At 56.5% G+C, this 21,576-nt stretch carries 15 protein-coding genes; 7 read left to right on the plus strand and 8 right to left on the minus strand.

Going from position 1 to position 21,576, the window contains the following annotated elements; genetic code table 11:
* Nucleotides 1–239 precede the first annotated feature (239 nt).
* Together H6B30_RS09450 and H6B30_RS09455 are read left to right on the plus strand one after the other, a co-directional pair.
* Nucleotides 240–647, plus strand: a complete 408-nt coding sequence (locus H6B30_RS09450; RefSeq protein ID WP_205109934.1) for a hypothetical protein — start codon at nucleotides 240–242, stop codon at nucleotides 645–647.
* Nucleotides 648–776: 129 nt separating this feature from the next.
* The gene (locus H6B30_RS09455; RefSeq protein ID WP_205109936.1) at nucleotides 777–2,984 is read left to right on the plus strand and encodes a S8 family serine peptidase; all 2,208 of its coding nucleotides are present in this window, start codon (nucleotides 777–779) and stop codon (nucleotides 2,982–2,984) included.
* Between the two features lie 402 nt (nucleotides 2,985–3,386).
* Here H6B30_RS09455 and H6B30_RS09460 read toward each other — a convergent pair whose 3' ends face one another.
* Nucleotides 3,387–3,974 carry an outer membrane beta-barrel protein gene (locus H6B30_RS09460; protein WP_205109938.1) on the minus strand — a complete coding sequence of 196 codons (588 nt, stop codon included), beginning with the start codon at nucleotides 3,972–3,974 and terminating at the stop codon, nucleotides 3,387–3,389.
* 201 nt (nucleotides 3,975–4,175) lie between these two features.
* On the opposite strand from H6B30_RS09460, the gene H6B30_RS09465 reads away from it, so the two are divergent.
* Genes H6B30_RS09465 through H6B30_RS09475 form a run of 3 tightly spaced genes read left to right on the plus strand, consistent with a single transcriptional unit; the run spans nucleotide 4,176 to nucleotide 6,856 of the window.
* Complete coding sequence (locus tag H6B30_RS09465; protein ID WP_205109940.1) at nucleotides 4,176–4,724, plus strand: NUDIX hydrolase; 549 nt, start codon at nucleotides 4,176–4,178, stop codon at nucleotides 4,722–4,724.
* 44 nt (nucleotides 4,725–4,768) lie between these two features.
* Nucleotides 4,769–6,175, plus strand: a complete 1,407-nt coding sequence (locus H6B30_RS09470) for a C1 family peptidase (protein WP_205109942.1) — start codon at nucleotides 4,769–4,771, stop codon at nucleotides 6,173–6,175.
* A 9-nt stretch (nucleotides 6,176–6,184) separates the two neighbouring features.
* Entirely contained in the window at nucleotides 6,185–6,856 is a 672-nt protein-coding gene (locus tag H6B30_RS09475; protein ID WP_205109944.1) for a hypothetical protein, read from the plus strand.
* Here the strand turns inward: H6B30_RS09475 and H6B30_RS09480 are convergent.
* Nucleotides 6,825–8,780, minus strand: coding sequence for a heavy metal translocating P-type ATPase (locus H6B30_RS09480; RefSeq protein ID WP_205109946.1), 1,956 nt, complete (start codon nucleotides 8,778–8,780; stop codon nucleotides 6,825–6,827). The genes H6B30_RS09475 and H6B30_RS09480 overlap by 32 nt on opposite strands.
* 435 nt (nucleotides 8,781–9,215) lie before the next feature.
* Complete coding sequence (locus tag H6B30_RS09485; RefSeq protein WP_205109948.1) at nucleotides 9,216–9,803, minus strand: helix-turn-helix domain-containing protein; 588 nt, start codon at nucleotides 9,801–9,803, stop codon at nucleotides 9,216–9,218.
* Between the two features lie 156 nt (nucleotides 9,804–9,959).
* On the opposite strand from H6B30_RS09485, the gene H6B30_RS09490 reads away from it, so the two are divergent.
* Nucleotides 9,960–10,838: a tetratricopeptide repeat protein gene (locus H6B30_RS09490; protein ID WP_205109950.1), complete on the plus strand. Its 879-nt coding sequence runs from the start codon at nucleotides 9,960–9,962 to the stop codon at nucleotides 10,836–10,838.
* Between the two features lie 329 nt (nucleotides 10,839–11,167).
* On the opposite strand, the gene H6B30_RS09495 is transcribed toward H6B30_RS09490, so the two are convergent.
* The 3 genes from H6B30_RS09495 to H6B30_RS09505 form a co-directional block, all read right to left on the minus strand.
* On the minus strand, nucleotides 11,168–15,268 hold the full coding sequence (locus H6B30_RS09495; protein ID WP_205109952.1) for an autotransporter-associated beta strand repeat-containing protein: 4,101 nt from the start codon (nucleotides 15,266–15,268) through the stop codon (nucleotides 11,168–11,170).
* A 527-nt stretch (nucleotides 15,269–15,795) separates the two neighbouring features.
* A complete protein-coding gene (locus tag H6B30_RS09500) occupies nucleotides 15,796–16,707 on the minus strand; it encodes a dihydroorotate dehydrogenase (protein WP_205109959.1) in 912 nt (303 codons plus the stop codon).
* Nucleotides 16,695–17,471: a dihydroorotate dehydrogenase electron transfer subunit gene (locus H6B30_RS09505; RefSeq protein WP_205109961.1), complete on the minus strand. Its 777-nt coding sequence runs from the start codon at nucleotides 17,469–17,471 to the stop codon at nucleotides 16,695–16,697. Before H6B30_RS09505 ends, H6B30_RS09500 begins: the two co-directional genes overlap by 13 nt.
* 878 nt (nucleotides 17,472–18,349) lie before the next feature.
* Between H6B30_RS09505 and H6B30_RS09510 the strand changes: the two genes are divergently transcribed.
* Nucleotides 18,350–19,105 (plus strand): inositol monophosphatase family protein, encoded by a 756-nt coding sequence (locus H6B30_RS09510; protein ID WP_205109963.1) that lies wholly within the window; start codon nucleotides 18,350–18,352, stop codon nucleotides 19,103–19,105.
* A 581-nt stretch (nucleotides 19,106–19,686) separates the two neighbouring features.
* Here the strand turns inward: H6B30_RS09510 and H6B30_RS09515 are convergent.
* Nucleotides 19,687–20,394, minus strand: coding sequence for a dihydrofolate reductase family protein (locus tag H6B30_RS09515; RefSeq protein WP_205109965.1), 708 nt, complete (start codon nucleotides 20,392–20,394; stop codon nucleotides 19,687–19,689).
* A 94-nt stretch (nucleotides 20,395–20,488) separates the two neighbouring features.
* Nucleotides 20,489–21,499 (minus strand): aldo/keto reductase, encoded by a 1,011-nt coding sequence (locus H6B30_RS09520; RefSeq protein ID WP_205109967.1) that lies wholly within the window; start codon nucleotides 21,497–21,499, stop codon nucleotides 20,489–20,491.
* Nucleotides 21,500–21,576 lie beyond the last annotated feature (77 nt).

Consider the following 21,576-nt stretch of genomic DNA (forward strand, 5'->3'; position numbering starts at 1 on the left):
GAAAACAAACGCAAAAGACCATTGTTAATGCGAAACCATTAAAAAACCGTTATCCTTTCACTTATTTGACTTGTATCAATTAAAATGGCTGTTTGCGCACACAATAAGCAAGTTTCATTGCTTTGACCGCATTTCGGCGTATCTTTGCAGTGGAAAATCGATAAAGAGAGAACACAGAAAACTGACCGGCCAGAGTTTAAGTAAGTAGTAATTTAAGTAAAAAAGAAAGGGTAACAAAGATGAAAAGATTGTATTTAACAGTCGTGGCACTGCTCAGCATGACCATGACATTTGCAGGAGACAAGAACGGAATGGACGCAGCCGGAGCCAACACAGCCGCAACGAGCGCCACAATGGCCAAAGCCGACAGCACAGCCTCGTACGACATCAGCTACAACCTGCGCCGACTGGGCGAGACACTCGGGCTCACCCTCGACCAGATGAACAGCGTAGAGGCGCTCAACCGCATTTTCCGCGGCGACCTGAAGACGGCGGTCGAGGCCGACAAAGCCAACCGCAAGGCCCTCATGGACAGCGCCGTTGAGAAAGACATGAAGTACATGAGCTACGTCCTGACGCCCGAACAGTTTGACAAGTACCAAACATTGATCAACACAACACTGGCAAACCGCGGACTGGAAAAATAGGCCGCACAGTGAAAAGAAATAACGAAGAGAGCCGTCACAGCCTGGATTGTGGCGGCTCTTTTTTGCATTTTGCTTGCCGGTCTCAGCTTTTTTTGCTTCTTTTGCAGCATCAACCACAAGATTACAAGCATGAGAAAGATATTCATCGCAATGCTTGCCGCATGGTGGGCAGCATTGCAGGCGGTGGCCATACTGGCTGTGACCGACAAGATGTCGGCCTATGTGAGGGAGGCGGCAGCCATGTCGAAAACAAAGAAAAAGGCTGCCCCGGGTGAGGGCCAAATGCTCATGACGGCCTTTGTGAGCATAGACACCACTGCCGCCGACAGCATACTGGCAGCCAACGGGTGCCGTGTCTACGACAGGAGTGAAGACATTTACATCGTGACCGTGCCTGTCGGCCGGCTCGAGTCGCTTGCGTCGGCTGCCTGCGTAAGGCGCATCGAGGCTTCACGACCGTGCCGCGCGTCGATGGACACCACGGCAACGCTGGTCGGGGCTACGCCAGTATACGATGGCCTGTGGCTGCCACAGGCATACACCGGCGACGGCGTTGTGGTCGGAGTGATGGACATCGGCTTTGACGTTACCCACCCTACGTTCTACGACTCCACCGCCACCAAGTACCGCATAAGCGCATTCTGGGACCAGCTTGACCCCGAGACGGACACAAGCCGCTTGCCCGTGGGGCGCGAATACAGGGGCACCGACGCCATCATTGGCAAAGGCCACTCAACCGACGGGCTGCAACAGACGCACGGCACCCACACCGCCGGCATTGCGGCTGGCAGCGGTTACGACTCGCCATACCGCGGAATGGCATACGAGAGCGTCCTCTGCCTGGTGAGCAACGCCGTAAGCAACGACCTCAACCTGATTGCCCCCGACGACACATACAAGTATACATCGGCCACCGACGCGCTCGGTTTCAAGTACATCTTCGACTATGCAGCCACACGCGGGATGCCCTGCGTGGCATCGTTCAGCGAAGGCTCGGTGCCGGAATACAACCGCTCGGACAGCCTCTACAGCCGATATCTCGAGCGACTGACCGGCCCGGGGCGCATCATCGTGGCCTCGGCAGGCAACGAGTCGGTCTACCTCAACTATGTAGACAAGCCTGCCGGCAGGCCCGAAGCCGGCTCCTGCCTATACAGCCAAGAAAACCAGGCCGGCTTCTTCGTCGAGGCCAACGGCCCGTTCTGCCTCAATTTCATATCCTGCGGAAGCCCCGCCAACGACACCACCACCGTTGGTTCATGGCAATGCCGGCCCGACTCCGCCACCGTGGTAAGCATCAGGCTCGGCAACGGCAGCCATGGATGCACGGCCACCATAGAGCGTTACGCCGCGGCCACGGCCACCCGCGACAGCATCTACCACGTGGCTATCGCATGCGACACGCCGCTCAGCTCTGCCGGGGTGCTGGCCGTGACGGTGAGCGGGGCCGCAACCGACGCATCGCTGCGGTGCTATTCGCCCGCGATGTTTATCAACGGCATGGCCGAGGGCGCCCCGGCCGACGCCGAAACGAGCCACAACATACACGCACCGGCATGCTTCGGGGCTGTTGTGGCCGTAGGGGCCACCATCCACCGCACGGGATTCACCAACTACCAAGGCCAATACTTCGACTACAGCCAGCCCGGCCGCAACGACGGGGTGCGCTCATACTACTCTTCTGTGGGCCCCACGATGGACGGATTGACCAAGCCCGACGCCATGGCACCGGGCGACAACATCGTGTCGGCATACAGCAGCTACTATGAAGAGAGCAATCCCGAGGCATCGGACATACGCTCCGACGTGGCCCGCTTCGGCTTCAATGGGCGCACTTACGCCTGGAACTCAAACACCGGCACATCTATGGCCACCCCGGTTGTTGCCGGGGCAATAGCGCTGTGGCTGCAGGCGTGCCCACGGCTGACGCCGGCCGATGTCAAAGACGTGCTCAGCCATACGTGCCGCCGCCCGGAGGACGGGCTCGACTATCCCAACAACCAATACGGCCACGGCGAGATTGACACTCACCACGGGCTGCTCTACCTGCTCGGCATCGACGACATTGAAGGCCTGGCCACCAATTCGCCTGCTCGCCTGCGTGCAGCCATATCCCCCGAAGGAATGCTAAAGCTATGCCTCGACAAAGCCCCGGCGAGACGAATAAGCCTGCGGCTGTTCGCCATCAACGGCCAATCGGTGATGGAGCACACGCTGGATGCCGGGCAGACAAACACGTTCAGCATCGACGTATCCTCACTGCCCCACGGCATTTACGCCCTGCAGGCAAACAGCGAAGAGCCAGGCGTGAGCGGGTCGATACTTGTAAGGCGATGAGCGACGGGCCCGACGCGGCTGCCACCTCAGCCAACGGCAACGCACCATAGCCCACCGACGCCTTACCAGTAGGGCGCTGCAACTGACTTGCAAAGGCAAGTCGCCATTGCCGTCCGGCAGGCGCCAGCCAACCATCTGATTGTCAACACGTTGCAAAACATACCGTTTTGCTGCGCCAAATGAGCCATATTGCAAGCCCGAACGGGCCGTTTTACAGTCCAATACGGCCCGTTCGGGCATTGCAAAACTTGCGAACAGTACGGACATGCGGCCAGTGCAAGGAAAACGCCACGCCCGTTCACCGCCCGACAACACACCCTACCCCACACGGCCGACGTAACCATTGAAATAAAAAAAGCCCGGACTGAAAGCCCGGGCACGTATCAAATAAACTTGCTTACGTCAGAATGTGTACTGCAAACCGAACGAAAGATCCTCGCCGTTGAGCTCAAAGCCGAACTCAGAACCATTCTTCATGCCATCACCGTCGGGCATGATGCACTTGTAGCCTAACCATCCCACCTTTGTGATGAGGGCCAGCTTGCCAGTCAGGTTCACCTTAACACCCGGACGAATGCCAATGTAGAAGCTGCTGTTCTTGGTCTCCACAGACGCAGTCTTGCCGTTGCCCAAGTCTGTCGAAGTCTCCTGCTTGCTGGTAGCATAGCCAATCCCGCCATCAAGGAACAGGCTCGCGCGCTCCCACTTGACGAAAGTCCAACGTGCATAAGGCTCGATGGAGAAACCGTTGGTCTTGAAATCACCTTTCTTAGAGTGGTTGTAGCCCAGCCCTATACCAACTGCCAAGTTGTCGCTGAGGTTATAACCTATCTCAGGAGTAATGTAAAACGTTGTCTTAGCATCAACATCCACGCCCTCGGCATGGGCTTCCTTGCTTGAACCGATGCCGATTCCGCCTCCTACATAAACCTGTGCGCTTGCTGCAACTGTTGCAACCAAAAGCGCAACCATCATCATTACTTTCTTCATAATCTAAACTATTTGTTGAATGTATAAGTGTGATGCAAAGATAAACAAGTTATTTTTATCGACAAAATTTAATTTAAATATTTTTTCATACAATATGTTTTTATTGCTTCAATTGCTTTAAGGAATGTTTAAAATGCCGGTTTTGCTTGCCCGTTTCGCGATATTTGACTAACTTTGAAAATCAATAACCGACAACAACTTATGGACAAACGTGACATGAAATGGCGCACTATAAAGAGCGACTACATCATTCGCAGACCGTGGCTGACGGCACGGCGCGACACGGTAGAACTGCCCGACGGCACCGTCAACGATGAATATTATGTTTTGGAATACCCCGACTGGATCAACGTCATCGCCATCACAGCCGAAGGAATGTTTGTGCTTGTCAGGCAATACCGCCACGGCATAGGTCAGACATGCCACGAGATAGTGGCCGGAGTGATGGAGCAGGGCGAGCAGCCCGAGGCCGCCGCACGCCGCGAACTGATGGAGGAGACGGGCTTCGGGGGCGGCACGTGGCGCGAAACAATGGTCGTCTCGCCCAATGCCAGCACCGTGACAAACGTCACCCACTGCTTCGTGGCCACCGGAGTGGAGCGCATCGGAAGCCAGCACCTTGACCCGACGGAAGACATAGAAGTATGCTTGGTTAGCCGCGAAGAGATGCGCCGCATGCTCGAACAGGGGGAAATAAAGCAAGCGCTCATGGCCGCGCCACTGTGGCGGTACTTCGCCGAAAACCCATGACAGCGCCGCCAATGCCAACGAACCACATTATTTATTATACGACAATGAACAAAAAGCAACTATTCTTCGCCGTGGCAATAGCTCTGGCTGCCCCGGCAAACGCCCAGAACAAGGCGGGAGGCATATCCAAGTCAATGCTCGACGAGATACGCAGCAGCCAGAAAATGACCACAAGCGACCGCGCATTGGCCAACGCCATTGCCGCCAACTCTATCGAGACACTGGCCCGCAACCATGCCAATGCAGGCGCAATAGACACTTACTTCAGCGTTGAGACGCCCGCACAGAGCATCACCGACCAGCAACAGTCGGGCCGGTGCTGGATGTTCAGCGGCATGAACGTGCTCAGGTCGGCCTTCGCCCAGCGCACCGACTCGCTAAGGGTGGAGTTCTCGCAGGCCTATCTCTTCTTCTACGACCAGCTGGAGAAAGCCAACCTCTTCCTGCAAGGAGTGGTCGACAACGCCGACAAGCCGATGGACGACACGCGCGTTCAGTTCTTCTTCAAGAACCCGATAAGCGACGGAGGCACCTTCTGCGGAGTGGCAGACCTTGCCGACAAGTACGGGCTCGTGCCGAAAGAAGTGATGCCCGAGACCTTTTCAAGCGACAACACCAGCCGCATGGCGTCTATAGTGGCCTCAAAGCTGCGCGAATACGGCCTGGAACTGCGCAATATGGTGGCCGAAGGGAAGTCGTCCAAAGACATAGAGACAGCCAAGAAGGGCATGCTCGGCACCATATACCATATACTCTCGCTTACAATAGGCGAGCCCCCAGCCAGCTTCAGCTATGCCTTCAAGAACAAGGAAGGCCGCACGGTGGGACAGGCAAAGACATACACGCCACTCGAATTCTACAAAGAGGTGGTCGGCGGGCCCATCAACGGCACGTTCATCATGGCGATGAACGACCCGCGCAGGCCCTACTACAAGACCTACGAGGTTGAGTATGACCGCCACACATACGACGGCCACAACTGGAAATACATCAACCTGCCCATGGACGACATAGAGCAGATGGCCATAGCGTCGCTCAAAGACGGGCGCAAACTGTACAGTTCATACGACGTGGGCAAGTTCCTCGACCGCAAACGCGGCTATGCCGACCCTGCCAACTATGACTACGCATCGCTCATGGGCACCACTTTCGGCATGGACAAGGCGGCCCGCATAAGCACGTACGACAGCGGATCGACCCACGCCATGACCCTTACCGCAGTCGACCTGGACAGCAACGGCAAGGCAAAGAAATGGAAGGTGGAAAACAGCTGGGGCGCTGAGTGGAGCCAGCAAAAGGGGTATCTGATAATGTCGGACACATGGTTCCGCGAATATATGTTCCGCCTGGTGGTCAACAAGAAGTACGTTCCGGCAAAGATATTGAAGCTGAGCGAGCAAGAACCCATAATGGTAATGCCCGAAGACCCGCTCTTTGCCGAAGACAAATAAACATAAACTATGGGCAAAAAGAAACTCTTTGCACTTGCACTTATCTCCTGCGCGCTCACTGCAAGCGCGCAGGAGACAATAGAAAAGCCGCTGCCCGCGCAACCAGAGCATCGCTTGGAGGCCCAGCCCGAGGCCGTGGCGATGAGCACGACGGACAGCCTGGCACTGCCACAGCTGACAGAGCGCGGCACAATATCGCGCTACACGCTGTGGGGACCGTTCGGAGGGTGGAACGACTGGAGCCTGCACAACGGGCTTAACGCCTCATTGTCGCTGTCGGCCACGGTGGGCCTGGGCGACAACGCGGGCTCGGGTTTCGCCCAAAGCGTGGCAATGATGTACGCCACCGAACTGGCCCCAAGGCTATCGCTGGCCTTCGGCGGCTACTACTCACACTTCAACTGGGGCCCGGCCCAGTTCAACGACGCAGGCCTTACGGCCGTGCTGGGCTACCGCTTCAACGAACATTGGGAAGCGTATCTCTTCGGACAGAAGTCGATAATGACGCCGAAGATGCCCATGCCACTGTATTACATGGGCGACTTCGGCGACAAGATAGGGGCTGAAGTGCGTTACAACGTCAACCGGTCGTTCAGCATCGGGGTCAGCGTTTGGCACCAGCGGGTGCCCGACGCCCACAGATTCATGCCTACGCCACGTACTTCAGGCGCAGGCTATTGAGCACAACGCTGACGCTGCTCATGGCCATCAGCGCGCTGGCCCACATCGGTGTGATCTGGAAATCGACCACGCCATAAAGCGCCCCGGCAGCCAGCGGTATGCAAACCACATTATATATGAACGCCCAAAAGAGGTTTTGGCGAATCATGCCAACCGTCTTGCGTGACAGCCTTATGGCCTCGGGTATGCGGCGCAGGTCGGTTCCCATGAGCGTCACCTGCGCAACGTCCATCGCAATGTCCGTTCCCTTGCCCATGGCAATGCTCACATCGGCGGCAGCAAGGGCCTGGCTGTCATTGATGCCGTCGCCCACCATGGCCACCTTGCGGCCCTCCGACTGCAATTTCCTTACCAAGTCTTCCTTGTCTTGCGGCATCACCTTGCTGCGATAGTGCCCTATTCCGGCCTTTGCCGCCCAGTAGGCGGCTGCCTCTTCGGTGTCGCCGCTCATCATGTATATGCTTATTCCCTCTGCCTTAAGTTCCTCGATGGCCTCGCGGGCGTGGGGTTTCAGCGTCTCGCGGCTTTCCAGCTGCGGGTCGTAGCTGTGTGCGCCGGCCGACACTCGGCCACCATCCTCGCCGCCACCGCCGCCATCGCGGGTATCGGGCTGACATCCGCCATCAGATATGATGGTCAGTGTGCCGGTCTTGTCGACCACCATCGCGTCTACCTTGCGCAGGTTTTCCAGGGCCGTGGCGTCTTTTATCAGTATGCCAAGTCGGGCTGCCTTGCCTATGCCCACCATCAGGGCGGTTGGCGTGGCAAGCCCCATGGCGCACGGGCAGGCTATCACCAGCACCGAGACGGCCGAGAGAATGGCACGCGGCATCATGGCCATGCCACCCACGGCGAGCCACACCACAAGCGTAACCACGGCTATGGCCAGCACCGTCGGCACAAATATGAGCGCAATGCGGTCGACAACCCGCTGCACCGGAGCCTTGGAACCTTGGGCCTCCTGCACCATCTTTATGATGTTGGCAAGCACCGTCTTTGACCCCACGGCCTCGGCCTTGAATCGGAACAAGCCCTCGCGCACCACCGTTCCGGCCAGCACCCGCGCTCCCTTAGCCTTGGCCACGGGCTCCGGCTCGCCGCTTATCATGCTCTCGTCGATGCGTGCCTCGCCACCGACCACGGTGCCGTCGACAGACACTTTCTCGCCTGCGCGCACCTCGACGGTGTCGCCCGGCTGCAACGCGGAAATGGGGGCGTCGGCCACAATGCCGCCGTCTACCAGGTGGGCCGTCTTCGGCGCAAGCCCCATCAGCGCCCTTATGGCCGAGGCCGTGCCCTTCTTGGCACGCTCTTCCATGAGCCTTCCCGAGAGCACAAAGGTGACAATCATCACCGAGGCGTCATAATACGTATGCCACTCTATGCCACGCGAGCCCCAGAAAGCGTCGCCCCAGAAAGTGTTGAACACGCTGAGCAGAAACGAAACGCAGGTGCTCATGGCCACAAGGGTGTCCATGCCGGCCGATGCGTGCAGCGCCTGGCGCCATGCGGTGGCGTAGAACTGGCGCCCGCAATATACAAGGTTGAGCAGCGAGATGACCATCATCAGCTGGTTGGCGGCGTCGGTTCCGCCAACGCTCACCCACCTCATAGACAGGCACATGGTGGCCACGGCAAACAGCCACGAGGCAATCACGCGGCGGCGCAGCAACACATAGCCCCGGCGTTCGATGGCCTCTACGTTGCGGTCTTCCTCAATCACCATATCATAGCCAATGGCCCCAAGCTCTTCTTTCATACGTTCGAGCGTGATGCGCTGCGGGTCGTACTCAACGAGGGCGGTTCTCGAAGGCAGGTTTACGGCGGCCGAGGCCACCCCGTCGAGCGAACGCAGCTTGCGCTCTACGTTGGCCGAACACCCGGCACACATCATGCCGAGAACGGCAATTGTCTTTTTTTCCATTTCAGTCCTTTCGTTATATTGTCAATTACAGTTGCCAGCGCCATCGCCCCACGGCTTTTAGCAAATGCAATGGGCGCGCGGCAGCTTTCTGGTTGCGAAATTAATGAAAATAAACCGTTGCCTTGTTACGGAATGATGGAAAAGAATTACAAGTTTATGGAATGCCCCCTTTGGCGGGCAAGGAGGCCGCCCCACAGACAGGCGGGAATGCAAAACAAATTTGACATTTGCCTTGCTGCGTTGCAACAAGGGCCGTTTTGCAACTCAAAACAGGCCGAACGGCGCAACCGAACGGGCCATACGGGCCATCCAGACGGGCTGTTTTGGAAAGCGTTGCGATGTTGCCGCCAACCCACTGGGGCACAGGCTGTTGCGCCGGCGGGGCACTAACGGCAAAAAAACTTACACATTGCGGTGTGACATCATGCCCCGGCCTCAGCCTTGCTGCCCACGCCCCACATCATCGATAGCCCGCAAACCGCTTCCCTTGCTGGCCTTGAACTGCGACGGCGTCATGCCCGTGACGGCCTTGAACTGCGTGCTCAGGTAAGCGGCACTCGAATAATTGAGCTCCAATGCAATCTCGGCCAGCGACTTTTCGCCATAAAACAGCAGTTCCTTAACCCGCTCCACACGCTGCAATATGAAGTAGCGCTCGATGGTAACGCCCGTCACCTCGGAGAAAAGCTTGCTCAAAGCGCTGTAGTCGGAGCCCAAACGAGCTGACAGGTAAGCCGAGAGGTTCACGTCGGGCAGCCCGCCGCGATAATGCACCAGATGGATGATGGCCGTGCGTATGCGGTCGACAGTCTGCTCCCGAGGGTCGCCAAGCAGTTCAAAACCAAGCCTGCCGAGCGCCTCCGACAGCTCAGCGCGGAGCCCGGGGGGCAAGCTGCCGGCCACTGTCACCACCCCCAGCTCAACCGACAGGGGCCTGACGCCCATGCCCGATAGCAGGTTGGCTACCGCCATGCGGCACCTGTCGCACACCATGTTCTTTATATATAATGTAGTATCTGACATAAACAAAAAAACGCTAACGGCACACCGCAACGCCGGGCCATGCGCCGTTGTTGACTGCAAAAGTAACAAAAAGCCGCGAAAATAGAGTTGATGGCATTGCCTTTTCAAAATAAATACGTATTTTTGCCATAAAAAAACAACGGTACTATTTACGACATGAACTTTTTCAAAGCTTTATTCGGTGGCAGCGAAGAGACACCCGAACAGAAACAACAGGCCGACGAGACCCGCAAGTTTGACATGTTCAAATACGACGGAGTGAAGGCGGCCAAGATGGGACAGCACGACTATGCAGTGAAATGCTACAAAGAAGCGCTCAAGATACGCGAAGACCTTGAGGTGCGCGACTACCTGGCGCAATCGCTCATACGCACCGGCCAGTTGGCCGAAGCCTACGAGCAGCTGGAGACTCTGGCAGCTGCCGAACCAGAAAACACAGCCATATTCATACAGATGGCGCAGGTGGCGCACATGATGGAAAACTATACGGCCATGGCGCAAGCCTGCGAACGGGCCCTGCTCATTGACAACCAGAACGCCCGGGCCCACTATCTTTACGCGCAAGCCTGCATCGGGCAGGAAGACATGATAAACGCAATAGCCATGCTTACCAAAGCCATCACGCTGAAAGACGACATGGCCGAGGCCTACCTTCTGCGCGGACAGACACTGCTGAAAATGGGCGATGCAAGCGGTGCCGACGGCGACTGCACGCGTCTCTTGGCCGACTACGCCACAAATGAAGACGTGCTGATGCTCAAAGCGAGAATAGAACGGGCCAAGGGCAACGCCGACGCAGCCATCGAGGCCTACGGAAGGGTGATAGACGCCAACCCGTTCTGCATCGACGCCTTCAAGGAGCGGGGGGCGCTAAGATATGAGAAGGGCGACATGGCTGGCGCCAAGGAAGACGCACAACACGCCATGGAACTGGAACCAAAGGACATGGAAGCCGTCAACGGTGAGTATTCTGCCGAAGGCATTGAGCAAAGAACAAGGCAAGCCTACAGAAACATCAACCCGCTCGGACTGTAATACGGCCGCGCCGAAAACCGCAATGCCGCCACCGCCACCACGCCGTGGGCAGCGCCATAGGCTGCCTTTGGCAAAGCATTGCCCGGCGGTTCGTCCGGCTATGACAAGCTGAAAGACGCAACCAACTGCCGCCTCACCCCTACAGGAACCTTTTGTGTATGGGGTGAGGCGGCTTCATGTATAGCAAAAAACATACGGCAACGTGGCTTGGGAGGGCTGGCAGGGAAATGCCAAGGCTGTTTTTCCACGCCACCGAACGGACAAAACAAAACGGCGGCACCCGGATTAAAGCCGGATGCCGCCGTACATCAGTCAATGAGGCAAGGCCGTCAGTCGACTACAAACTTCTTGTCGCCAATGATATAAACGCCTTTTGCCAAGCCCTTCAATGTGTCGCCCGCCTTGCGCACGAGCACACCGCCGGTGGTGTAAACGTTGCTCTTGAGCACGCCGCCATCGGCCTCGAAACTGGCAATGCCGGTGCTGATGAGGTCGGAGTTGCCCACCTCGATGAGGTAGATGTGGCACCCAGCCGATGTAGACACGAGCACATCGACAAGCTCAGTGCCAAGGTTGAGGGGCACAGTCCACTCAAACGAAGTCTTGCCCTTGGGCTCACAGCTGCCTATCTCCTCTCCGTCTACAGAGAGCTTTACGCCACGGCCCTCGCTGCTCTTGTGCGACTCTACTTCCATCAGAATCTTCTGTCCGGGCTGAACACCGGGTATAGTAAACTGTATGTCGCTGCCGTTGAGCCACAGGTATGAGCCTCCCGAGTACGTGCCTATGCTCGTATTGGGATAGTCGATGGCTATGGCCACGGTGTTGTTGAGGCTGGTCACATTGTTGAAAAGCAGCCCTTCGGTCTCTGGTATTACAACGCCGTTGGCCTTGAGTGCCGCTGGTTCGCTAATCTTGCTGCCATACCAATAGATGGTGTTCGGGGCTTTCAGTCCGTCGGTCTCGGTCGGCCCACCGTCTTTCTCATAGCGGCGCCATCCTGTTTCGGTGCCCTTCTCCGGCCAAGGCTCCGAGGTATACTGGCTTGCTTCGGCCTCAAGGTTTGTCTGCGTGGCGTCGCTCCATGCTGTGAAATCCCACTTGCGGTACTCCTGTACGTCGGGGTTCTCCTCGCCGCCCTCGCCCGGATTGGGGTTGGCCTCACCGCCAACAACACGCAGTATGCCTTCGGTATAGAGAGACGACGTGTCCCATGTCTGCCCTTCGCCGGGCGTTGCCGGCTGTATCTCGGCAAACGTACCGTTCACGCTGAGGTTGCTCGATGTGAACACATGATACTCAGTCTTGTCATACGGAGCCTCATCGATGACGCCACCGTTTATCTGAAGTATGGCGCCCTCGCCCAGGTTGACCGCCCCTGCGGTATAAATGGTATTGCTCTCGGTCCGGTTTGCCTTCACATTGACGATGGCCCCGCCCTCGAGCGTGAGAGCCTTGTCGAGCGTAAGACCAATGTTGCGGTCGACAACAGTGTCGCCGCCCTCTATTATGGCCCCCTCTTTCAGTGTGACAGCACCGCCCACCGTGCCTTCGCCGGCAAGCGTGGCATCGGCGTTGACGGTGTAATTGCCAGTGCCGGAGTTCTTGCCGTTGACCACGAGCGAACCTCCGTTGACCGTCGTCGTGCCCTTGTACACATTGTTGCCATTGAGGCGCCAGATGCCAGAACCTTCCTTGACGATAGACGTGTTGGCGTCTTTGTTGGCCGAGGTCTTGTTGTCAATCACACCATTGAAGGTCTCGTCGGAGTTGGCACCGCCCACATGCCATATCATCTTGGCGTTGGTGGTGTTCTTCGACGAAGCGCTCAGATATGTGCCCTTGTCGCCGCTGAGTCCGCCAATATACTGTTCGTCGTTGGTATTCCAGCAAACCACGCGCGCATTGCCCTTGAGGTAGACCCTCGTGTTGGGCATTCCCTTGAACCCTTTCTGGAACATCAGCTGGCTGCCGTCTTTCTCGGTGCCCACTCCGTTGGCCACAAGCGTGCCGTAGAACTTTGTCCAGTCGCCCTCAAGATACTCACGAACGTAAGGTATTCTGTATTCGAGAGTGCCGGTACCGGTAACATCGTTCTTGAGCGTTGCGTTCTTGTTGATGGCGAAAGTGGAGTATGTGCCCTCCTTGACCTCTATCGGGAACCAGTAAGTAAGGTTGAGCCCGTTGCCGTTTTCAACCTTGAAGTTGCCGCCGGCCATCACAAGCGACTGCATGGCATCGGCCTCGTCGAGATACACGGCCTTGTCTGCCAATTGCTTGACATAGGTGAGATTGAGCGTGCCGCCGTCTTTGAGCACAGTGTTTCCGTTGTATTTGAAGAAGTCGGGCGATGCCGGTTCAACCGTGCCATTGCCGCTGATGGTGAGGTTTGCGTCGCCTTCAATGCTGCCGGACATGCCCACCGTAGATTCATTCTCAATGTTGAACTCTGTGTCTTTGTATATCATGGCGCTGCGGTTGGTGCTGGTCGACGGCCCGGTATAGTTCCACACGCCGCCGTCCCATATCCAGTTCTGGGCGAATTCGTACGATGCTCCGATGGCACTCTTCTCTCCTCCGTCCTTCAGGGTGTTGAAAGAAAACACCCCGTTGTGCAGCACTGTCTGGCCGGTGTAGCCGTTGAGCGTCTCGACGGTGAGCTTGCCGGCCCACGTCTTGTTGAGCGATGCCGTGCCGTCGAGCGAGCCTTCGCCTGTGATAGTCACATCGGCATCGGTGCGCACTACCACGGCCTCCTTCTCGACAGAGCCTTCAAGTGTGACCACAGAGTCTTCGGCGGGGGCTATGAGCCAGTTGTTCTCGTCGCCGACAAAGGTCTCGCAGTCGACCATCTCGACAGGCTCTGGCTTTGTCTTTGCCTCAAGCTCGGCGTAATCGGAACGCTGGTCGCCCTTGAAGGCGCACAAGCGGAACTGATATGACGTCCCGGCGGTGAGCCCATCGACAGCAAACGTCTCTGTTTCGGCTGCCACACGGGCTATCTCCTTCCACGATTCGCCATCCTTCTGCTCAACGATGAAGCCATCTTCGCCTTCGGTATAGTCAGACCAACCGATGGTGATGCCCGTTGAAGACGACTCTGTCGCGGACACCATCACAGGCGTACGGAGGAATAACGGACGGTTGTCCTTGGTCAGACTGTTCACGTAGTTCTCAATGTTGGCGTATCCGTTGGCCGCAATCTCCATGGCGTCGTCCATCGACGGGTCTGTGCCGTTGGCCTGCTCCCAGTCGTCGGGCATGCCATCGCCGTCGGTATCAACCGGCTTGTCAAACTCCTTGAGAGTCCAAGACGACGGAACCCCGAACGGCAACTGCTCTTCGGTAGAAATCAAAGCGCCCTCCGTTCCGAACGACTTGACCTGGTGAACCATATAGAAGTCTACCATGTCGCGGTATGGAAGCGTTGCACCGACATCGGGCAGCAGCTTGTCTACAAGCTCGTTGGCAGTCCAAGTGTCGAGCTCTGGGTAAGCAAACGGCTCTTCCTCAAACGTCGGTCCGCCTGTATACTCGTCGCGCGGAATCTCATACGGGTCGTAAACGCCGTTGCGGTTGCGGTCCTGCCAGTTGTCGGTGGCATAGATATGGAAGTCTGAGTTGCCGCTGGTGATGGCGTTGCCCCCACCCGACGGGCCGTTGATGAACAGGTTGTTGGTGACGTTGACATACGACTGGCCCTGCGAGTCGCCTCCCATGAGGTAGCAACCGTTAGACCAGTTGTATACAATATTGTTGACATACTGCTGTATTCCCTTCACTTTGTTGTTCCGGGTTGAGTTGTCGCAATACAGATTACGGTAGAGTGTGATGTTGTCGGCCTGCATAAGTCCGCCTGCCGAGTGCTGCAGCAGACCCTGGCCCATGATGCAATTCGATATGGTTATGTCCTTCGGGTCGGTTCCTTTGCCGTCGGGATTGATGGAGAACGTCTCGTCCAATCCCCACGAAAACGAACAATGGTCGAATATCATGTTTGTTCCGTTGGCTATGCCGGCGCAGTCTTTCCCGGAGTCGCCGCCGCTGCCCATGCGGAATCTCACGTATCGCACGATGATGTTGCTGGCCCCCGAAAACGACACTCCGTTGCCATAGACGGTTATTCCCTCGCCCGGAGCAGTCTGTCCGGCCACGTAGAGATTGTTTTTGAAAACCAGACGGCTGTCAATGTTGATAACTCCCGACACGTCGAAAACGATGATTCGGTTTGGCTTGCTGATGGCATCGCGCAGCGAACCCGTGCCACTGTCGTTGAGGTTTGTAACATGGTAAACCTCGCCCGCGCGCCCTCCGGTGGCAAAACGCCCCCAGCCCTGGGCACCAGGAAAGGCCAACTGCTGAGCACTGACACTAAGGCTGCTGCCAGTAAGCAACAAGCCCAGTAACAGGTTAGTTGTCTTTGTGTTCATGAATAATATAGTTTTAAGCGAATTGATAATTGTGACAAAGGTAATGAAAAACCACGGGCCGTGAAACACCAGCATCAAAATTCAATGAAAAAAAAGCATAAAACTAAGCATGCAAACAGCACCCGGCCGGGCCGTAAAAACGGCATTGAAAAGCCATGCGGCCACAAATCCGACCTCACGGCATGGCGCTTCACGAGTGGCATGGCAAGCAAACGCTGGAAACAATGGTGACATAGCGGCGCACAAGGCAACAATACGGCCTCGACACGGGTATGTCAAGCTGTACAACCCAACAAGTTGGCAACGTCTTACAGCCGGATGCTGATAGGCCAAACACCCATCAAGCCAACATCATGCTGCCCAAGAGTGAAGGCGGAAAAAGCTTCAATGCCGTTTGCCCGACATCATCAGGCAACAAGGGCGTGGGCAAACAGCCGGGATAAACACCCCGCCCCATCGCCTGCCGGCAACAAACGGCGGGCAGGCGACGAGGGGGGCACACATCTGAAAGCTAACAGCGGTGGGCTTCAGTGGCAGGCGGCACCGATGATTTCTGCCACCGACCTGCACCCGTGGGCATCAAGCCAGCTGTCGATGCCGTCGCGCACCTTGATTGTCACTGTAGGATCGATGAAATTGGCCGTGCCAATCTGCACCGCCGTTGCCCCGGCCATGATGAACTCTATGGCGTCGGCAGCTGTCATTATGCCCCCGAGGCCGATGACCGGGATGCCCACCGCACGGGCCACCTGCCACACCATGCGCACGGCAACTGGCTTGACCGCCGGGCCGCTGAGGCCGCCGGTGCCTATGCTAAGGCGCGAGCATCGCCGCTCAATGTCGATGGACATGCCCATGAGCGTGTTGATAAGCGACACACTGTCGGCTCCCTCGGCCTCGCAGGCACGGGCAATGTCGGCCACGTCGGTGACGTTGGGCGACAGCTTGACGATGAGCGTCTTCGAATAACGGCGGCGCACCGCACGCACCACACTGGCTGCACCGGCGCACGTAACGCCGAAAGCCATTCCGCCATCATGCACATTGGGGCACGAGATGTTGAGCTCTATGGCCGGGATGCGGTCGAGGGCGTCGATGCGCGAGGCGCACTCGGCATAGTCGTCGGGCGACGAGCCGCTGACGTTGACAATCATATTGGTGTCTATATCCTTTATTTGCGGATATATATGCTCACAGAAATAATCGACGCCTTTGTTCTGCAGACCCACGCAATTGAGCATTCCCGAAGCCGTCTCGGCCATGCGCGGATAGTCATTTCCCTCGCGAGGCCTTAGCGTGGTTCCCTTTACAATGATGCCCCCGAGGCCGTCGAGCGGAATGAAGTCGGCAAACTCGATGCCGTATCCGAACGTGCCCGAAGCGGTCATCACGGGGTTTTTCAACTCTAAGTTGTTTATCTTGACTTTCAGTTCAGCCATAACAGTTTATTGATATTAAACACCGGACCTTCCTTGCACACACACAAATTGCCCTCGGTGGTCTTCTCTACGCAACAAAGACAAGCGCCGACGCCACACGCCATCATGTTTTCAAGCGAGGCTTCGCAGTCGATGCCCGCCGCCGCGGCATAGCGGGCCACTGCCACCATCATTGGTTTCGGCCCGCAGGTCTGTATGCGGTCGAAATGCTCTGACTGCAAAACAGAATGGTTGGTGACAAAGCCCCGCTCGCCCGCCGAGCCATCCTCGGTGGTGACAAACACGCGGCCGTAACGCCGGAAATGGTCGAGCAGCAAGAGGTCGGCCGACCGGCGGGCACCCAACAAGAAGGTGGGCTCGCAACCGCAACGGCGCATCTCGGCACCCATATAGAGCAAAGGGGCGACACCGACACCGCCGCCGACAAGCAACACCCGCTCTGACGCCGACGATGGCATGGTAAACCCGTTGCCCAACGGCAGCAGGCAATTGAGGCGGCTGCCCACAGCCAGCGAGGCCATGGCGCGCGTACCGTCGCCTATGGCTGCCACAAGCAGCCATAGCTCGTTGCGGCTGCGGTCGACGAAACTGATGGAGATAGGACGCCGAAGAAACGTCGTTGGCGAATTGTCAACGCGGACTTCGACAAACTGGCCGGGCAACATGTCCGGCAACGGCTTGTCGTCGGCAAGCCGTATGAGCACATACTTCTCATTAATCCTTTCTACGGCGCTAACCGTAAGGTCAAGAACGTACTTCTTCATGTCTGTCTTTACGGGCAGAGACTATTAATCCCCTGCCATGGTTACACTTACGGAGCTTGTCTGCCGCCCCTGCCTGGAAGCGGGGGCAAAGCGGAACAATTAATAGACCCCTAACATAACTGAATGCAGTTGCGCACAACCACACTCTGAAACAGCCACGCCACAGCCATCGGGATGAGCCAAGCTGTTATCGCATTGCAAAGATACAACTTTTTAAGGACACAAAACCCTAAGACCAACGAAAAAATGAACAATGCGCCCAACGGCAGTGACTACGCCACTACATTTGGCCAAATGCGACAGCAACCGGCAAGCGCCATTTGCCCGCAAGCAAAGCTCACGGTGCCAAAGGCCGCCGCTCGGGCCATGTACATATGTATAATGTGTATGGCGTCTGAGCCGGACGCCATGGCAGCAGCATGGCATGTCGGACTTGAAACGGGCCGTTTGGCATTGCAATACGGCCCGTTTCAACTTGCAAAACGGCAGATATCGCAATGCAAAACGGCCTGTTTTGCAAACCACTGGCTATCAGCCTGTTGACAGTGGCAACCCGTATGGTTGCCTTTAACAAGAGCAACGCTGGCGCAGGCGCGGGCCCGATGGCAGGCGCCGAGCGCATGGCTGTTTGCAGACATTCATTCCATCGAAACCCGGCCACGCCCCCCTTGCCAAGGGCATGGCGCCAATATTGCTTGCCGGGTTAAAGTACCCGGGGCAGCAAAACGGACAATTTAACTTTAAGAGAACCGTATTAAGCAGAATTAATCACAATAAAGTGACAAGGTAGGGAAAAAATAACTATATTTGCAGCAGAGCACTTTTGTTTGATTACATATACGCTGCTGAAACGATAAAACCACAATATTTAAGCAAACATGGATATACAACACATAGCCACCTTGGTCAGAGAGACGAAGGGGATAATAACAAACAGGGAAATGGTTGCCCATGTAAGAGAGAAAGGCGTTGCCGATTACGTCACTCAAGTGGACATTACAGTACAGGAATTTCTGAAAGACGCGCTATACAAACTTGCCCCAGACATTCAGTTCCTTGGCGAGGAAACGGGCTTGCAGCAGATGAACACCGACAGCTACTGGATTCTCGACCCTGTCGATGGCACCACAAACCTGATGCACGACTATCAGCACAGCGTGGTCTCGCTGGCTCTCTGCCAACGAAACGAGATTGTGGCAGGCATTATATACGACCCGTTTCACGAAGAACTGTTCTCGGCAGTAAAAGGCGAAGGGAGCTTCTTGAACGGCAAGCCCATTCATGTTTCATCCGCACAAAAGCTCTCGGAAACCATCATTGGCGTAGGCACAGCAAAACGTGAACAGGCAAAAGACAACTTCGCAAGGTTTCTAAGGGTATATGAAAACTCGCAGGACATCAGAAGGATTGGCTCTGCCGCCCTGGAACTGGCATACACCGCATGTGGCCGGCAAGGCGGATATTTCGAGGCATACCTGAATCCTTGGGATTATGCGGCGGGGATGCTGATTGTACTGGAAGCCGGAGGCACCGTGTCTGATTGGCGTGGCAAAAACCTTGACCCGGCGCAAGGAAGCCAAGTGGCCGGCACAAACGGAAATGTGCACGACGAGTTGCTGAGGCTGTTGGCATGAAACTGCCAAGGCAACAGGCTCGCTTTCTGGCCACGGCAACGCCCTGCAATGTGTTCCAAGAGGCTGCGGGCGAGAGTTGGCGGCCGCGCTTTTGGCATGGCATGCCGATGGTGGCAACTACCTACCGACGCCCCGCTGCATGACAGCCTACAGAGGGGCACCACCGGGAAGCGGCATGATGCGGGAATGCCGGCGGCCCCGATGGCTTGCCATACTGGACAAGGCCGCGCGCCGTGGCAATGGCCTTGCAACGGCGCAGATACGGAAATGATTTGGCAGCCGCACTCACCGGCAGCGACGGATGCGGCTGCCACAACCAATGATGCGTGGCAGCGCCAATAACATGTAAGCCTGCCTTTCCTGCCATCATTTACTTTTCCTGCACAAACCGGCCTTTTGCAGCCAAAGCGACTCCATGATGCTGACACGCAGATAGGCAGTAGCCTTTGCCTGAGGCGTAGCGGGCAAAGCCGAGACAATGCGGCCAACAACATGCCGGCAACAAGACGCAAGCATTTGGAAAGCCGCGAACGGCAACCAAGCCACATCCCCGGCGGCCGGATGGCCGCTTGCGCTTGGATTCACTTATGGAATTTATACCGCAACCAGACCACCCCGTCATTCAACGTTTCAGCCGACAGCAGTTCGAGGCTTTGCCCCCGCGCAGGCATCGTGTCTGCCCCCATATACTCGAAGACGGATGGCGACAGAGCCCAACCGTCGATGCCCGGATATACCACAAGGCTCAGTTCGTCTATCAGCCCGAATTGCAGAAACGCCCCATCGATGATGCCCCCGCCTTGCAACGACAGGCATTTCACCCCGAACACTTCGGCGAGTTCACGCATGGCCAGAGGCAAATCGCCACCGTCAGGGCCTGCAAACAGATACGAGACATTGCGCCGCCTGAGGTGCTCCAGATAAACAGCAGGGGCCGTCTCGGGCAAGATGGCCACGATGTTGTCGCCCCTCACGTCTGAAGAGTCATACATGATGTCGGCCTCGGGGTCGGCCACGACAAACAGACGGCCAGACAATCGGCGAGCAACGTATGCCTCGGGCCGTGGCGACGGGTCGGTAACAGCAGCGTGGAACTTCCTTGGGAAGAAGCCTTCCGTCAGTGTGTTCTTTCCAAACATCCAGGCATCGGTGCCCAGATTGCGGCCTATGGCGGCATAAACGCCAAGGAGCTCGCCTTTAGGTTTGCCGTCGAAGGGAAGCGTCCAGCGGTCGGTCAGCAGCCGACCGTCAACAGACGACATTATATGGCAGATTACTTTGGGATGCATATTGATTCTTTTTTATATGAGTTTCTTGTGTCATGCCTTCAATACATTACAGCCAAGCCCAGCAACAAACAAGCAAACGACAATACAGCTCTTTTCATATAGCCCTGCTCTTTACAAGCGAACCGCTGAACACATCGCTCATGTGCATGGCATCAAGGGCTTCGTCAATGCCTTTTATCTCCTCGGCAGAGAGACTGATGTCTGCCGCTCCGATGTTCTCCTTCAACCTGCACAGCTTGCGTGTGCCGGGAATCGGGACTATCCACGGCTTCTTGCACAACATCCAGGCAAGCGATATTTGCGCGGGTGTGGCGTGCTTCCGCTCGGCCAGCTCGTCGAGCAGAGAGAACAGGGCCTTGTTTTTCCCGAAACTGTCTTCCTGGAACTGCGGCATGTAAGCACGGTAATCGTTTGCCACATCGAAATGGTCGGTTGCCGTATAGCACCTCGAAAGCAAGCCGTTGGCAAGCGGAGAGAACGCAATGAAACCTATGCCAAGCTCTTGGAGCACAGGGAAAAGAGCCTCGTTCCACCGTGCCATCATCGAATAGCGGTTTTGTACAGCTGTCACTGGGCATACGCTGTGTGCCCGGCGCAGGTATTCAACGCTTGCTTCCGAAAGGCCCCAATGCAGAACCTTGCCTTCCTTGATCAGTTCGGCCATGACAGACGCAACCGTCTCGGGCTCTACCCGCGGGTCTGTACGGTGCTGGTAGTACAGGTCTATATGGTCGGTCTGCAGCCGTCGCAGCGACCCTTCAACCGAACGGCGTATCACCTCCGGGCGCGAATCGGTGACAACAGCGTGTACACCGGGCGCAGCCAAATTCTCAAACGTGATGCCGAATTTGGTAGCTATGGCGATTTTGTCACGAAAAGGCTTCAGGGCCTCACCCAACAACTCCTCATTGTCATGTGGATTGTCGACCGTTCCATACGATTCTGCCGTATCAAAAAACGTGTAACCCATATCCACCGCATCGGCAAGCAACTCGGTCATGTCGCGCCGGTCTGCCGGTGCACCGTAGGCATGGCTCATGCCCATGCATCCCAAGCCTATGGCGGACACTCTCAGTCCGCTCTGTCCTAATGTTCTGTAGTCCATATTCAGTTTGTTTGTTATGACGTTGCAAAATTACAATGGCCGGTGAAAAGCCGCTTTACAAGGATTGCGGTTAGCCA

The organism is Marseilla massiliensis (genome assembly GCF_016899955.1).
Classification (GTDB): domain Bacteria; phylum Bacteroidota; class Bacteroidia; order Bacteroidales; family Bacteroidaceae; genus Prevotella; species Prevotella intestinigallinarum.

Excerpts from the sequence above, each read along its gene's own strand:
- H6B30_RS09450 (WP_205109934.1), top strand. The coding sequence starts at position 240 with ATGAAAAGATTGTATTTAACAGTCGTGGCACTGCTCAGCATGACCATG.
- H6B30_RS09455 (WP_205109936.1), top strand. The coding sequence starts at position 777 with ATGAGAAAGATATTCATCGCAATGCTTGCCGCATGGTGGGCAGCATTG.
- H6B30_RS09460 (WP_205109938.1), bottom strand. The coding sequence starts at position 3,974 with ATGAAGAAAGTAATGATGATGGTTGCGCTTTTGGTTGCAACAGTTGCA.
- H6B30_RS09465 (WP_205109940.1), top strand. The coding sequence starts at position 4,176 with ATGGACAAACGTGACATGAAATGGCGCACTATAAAGAGCGACTACATC.
- H6B30_RS09470 (WP_205109942.1), top strand. The coding sequence starts at position 4,769 with ATGAACAAAAAGCAACTATTCTTCGCCGTGGCAATAGCTCTGGCTGCC.
- H6B30_RS09475 (WP_205109944.1), top strand. The coding sequence starts at position 6,185 with ATGGGCAAAAAGAAACTCTTTGCACTTGCACTTATCTCCTGCGCGCTC.
- H6B30_RS09480 (WP_205109946.1), bottom strand. The coding sequence starts at position 8,780 with ATGGAAAAAAAGACAATTGCCGTTCTCGGCATGATGTGTGCCGGGTGT.
- H6B30_RS09485 (WP_205109948.1), bottom strand. The coding sequence starts at position 9,803 with ATGTCAGATACTACATTATATATAAAGAACATGGTGTGCGACAGGTGC.
- H6B30_RS09490 (WP_205109950.1), top strand. The coding sequence starts at position 9,960 with ATGAACTTTTTCAAAGCTTTATTCGGTGGCAGCGAAGAGACACCCGAA.
- H6B30_RS09495 (WP_205109952.1), bottom strand. The coding sequence starts at position 15,268 with ATGAACACAAAGACAACTAACCTGTTACTGGGCTTGTTGCTTACTGGC.
- H6B30_RS09500 (WP_205109959.1), bottom strand. The coding sequence starts at position 16,707 with ATGGCTGAACTGAAAGTCAAGATAAACAACTTAGAGTTGAAAAACCCC.
- H6B30_RS09505 (WP_205109961.1), bottom strand. The coding sequence starts at position 17,471 with ATGAAGAAGTACGTTCTTGACCTTACGGTTAGCGCCGTAGAAAGGATT.
- H6B30_RS09510 (WP_205109963.1), top strand. The coding sequence starts at position 18,350 with ATGGATATACAACACATAGCCACCTTGGTCAGAGAGACGAAGGGGATA.
- H6B30_RS09515 (WP_205109965.1), bottom strand. The coding sequence starts at position 20,394 with ATGCATCCCAAAGTAATCTGCCATATAATGTCGTCTGTTGACGGTCGG.
- H6B30_RS09520 (WP_205109967.1), bottom strand. The coding sequence starts at position 21,499 with ATGGACTACAGAACATTAGGACAGAGCGGACTGAGAGTGTCCGCCATA.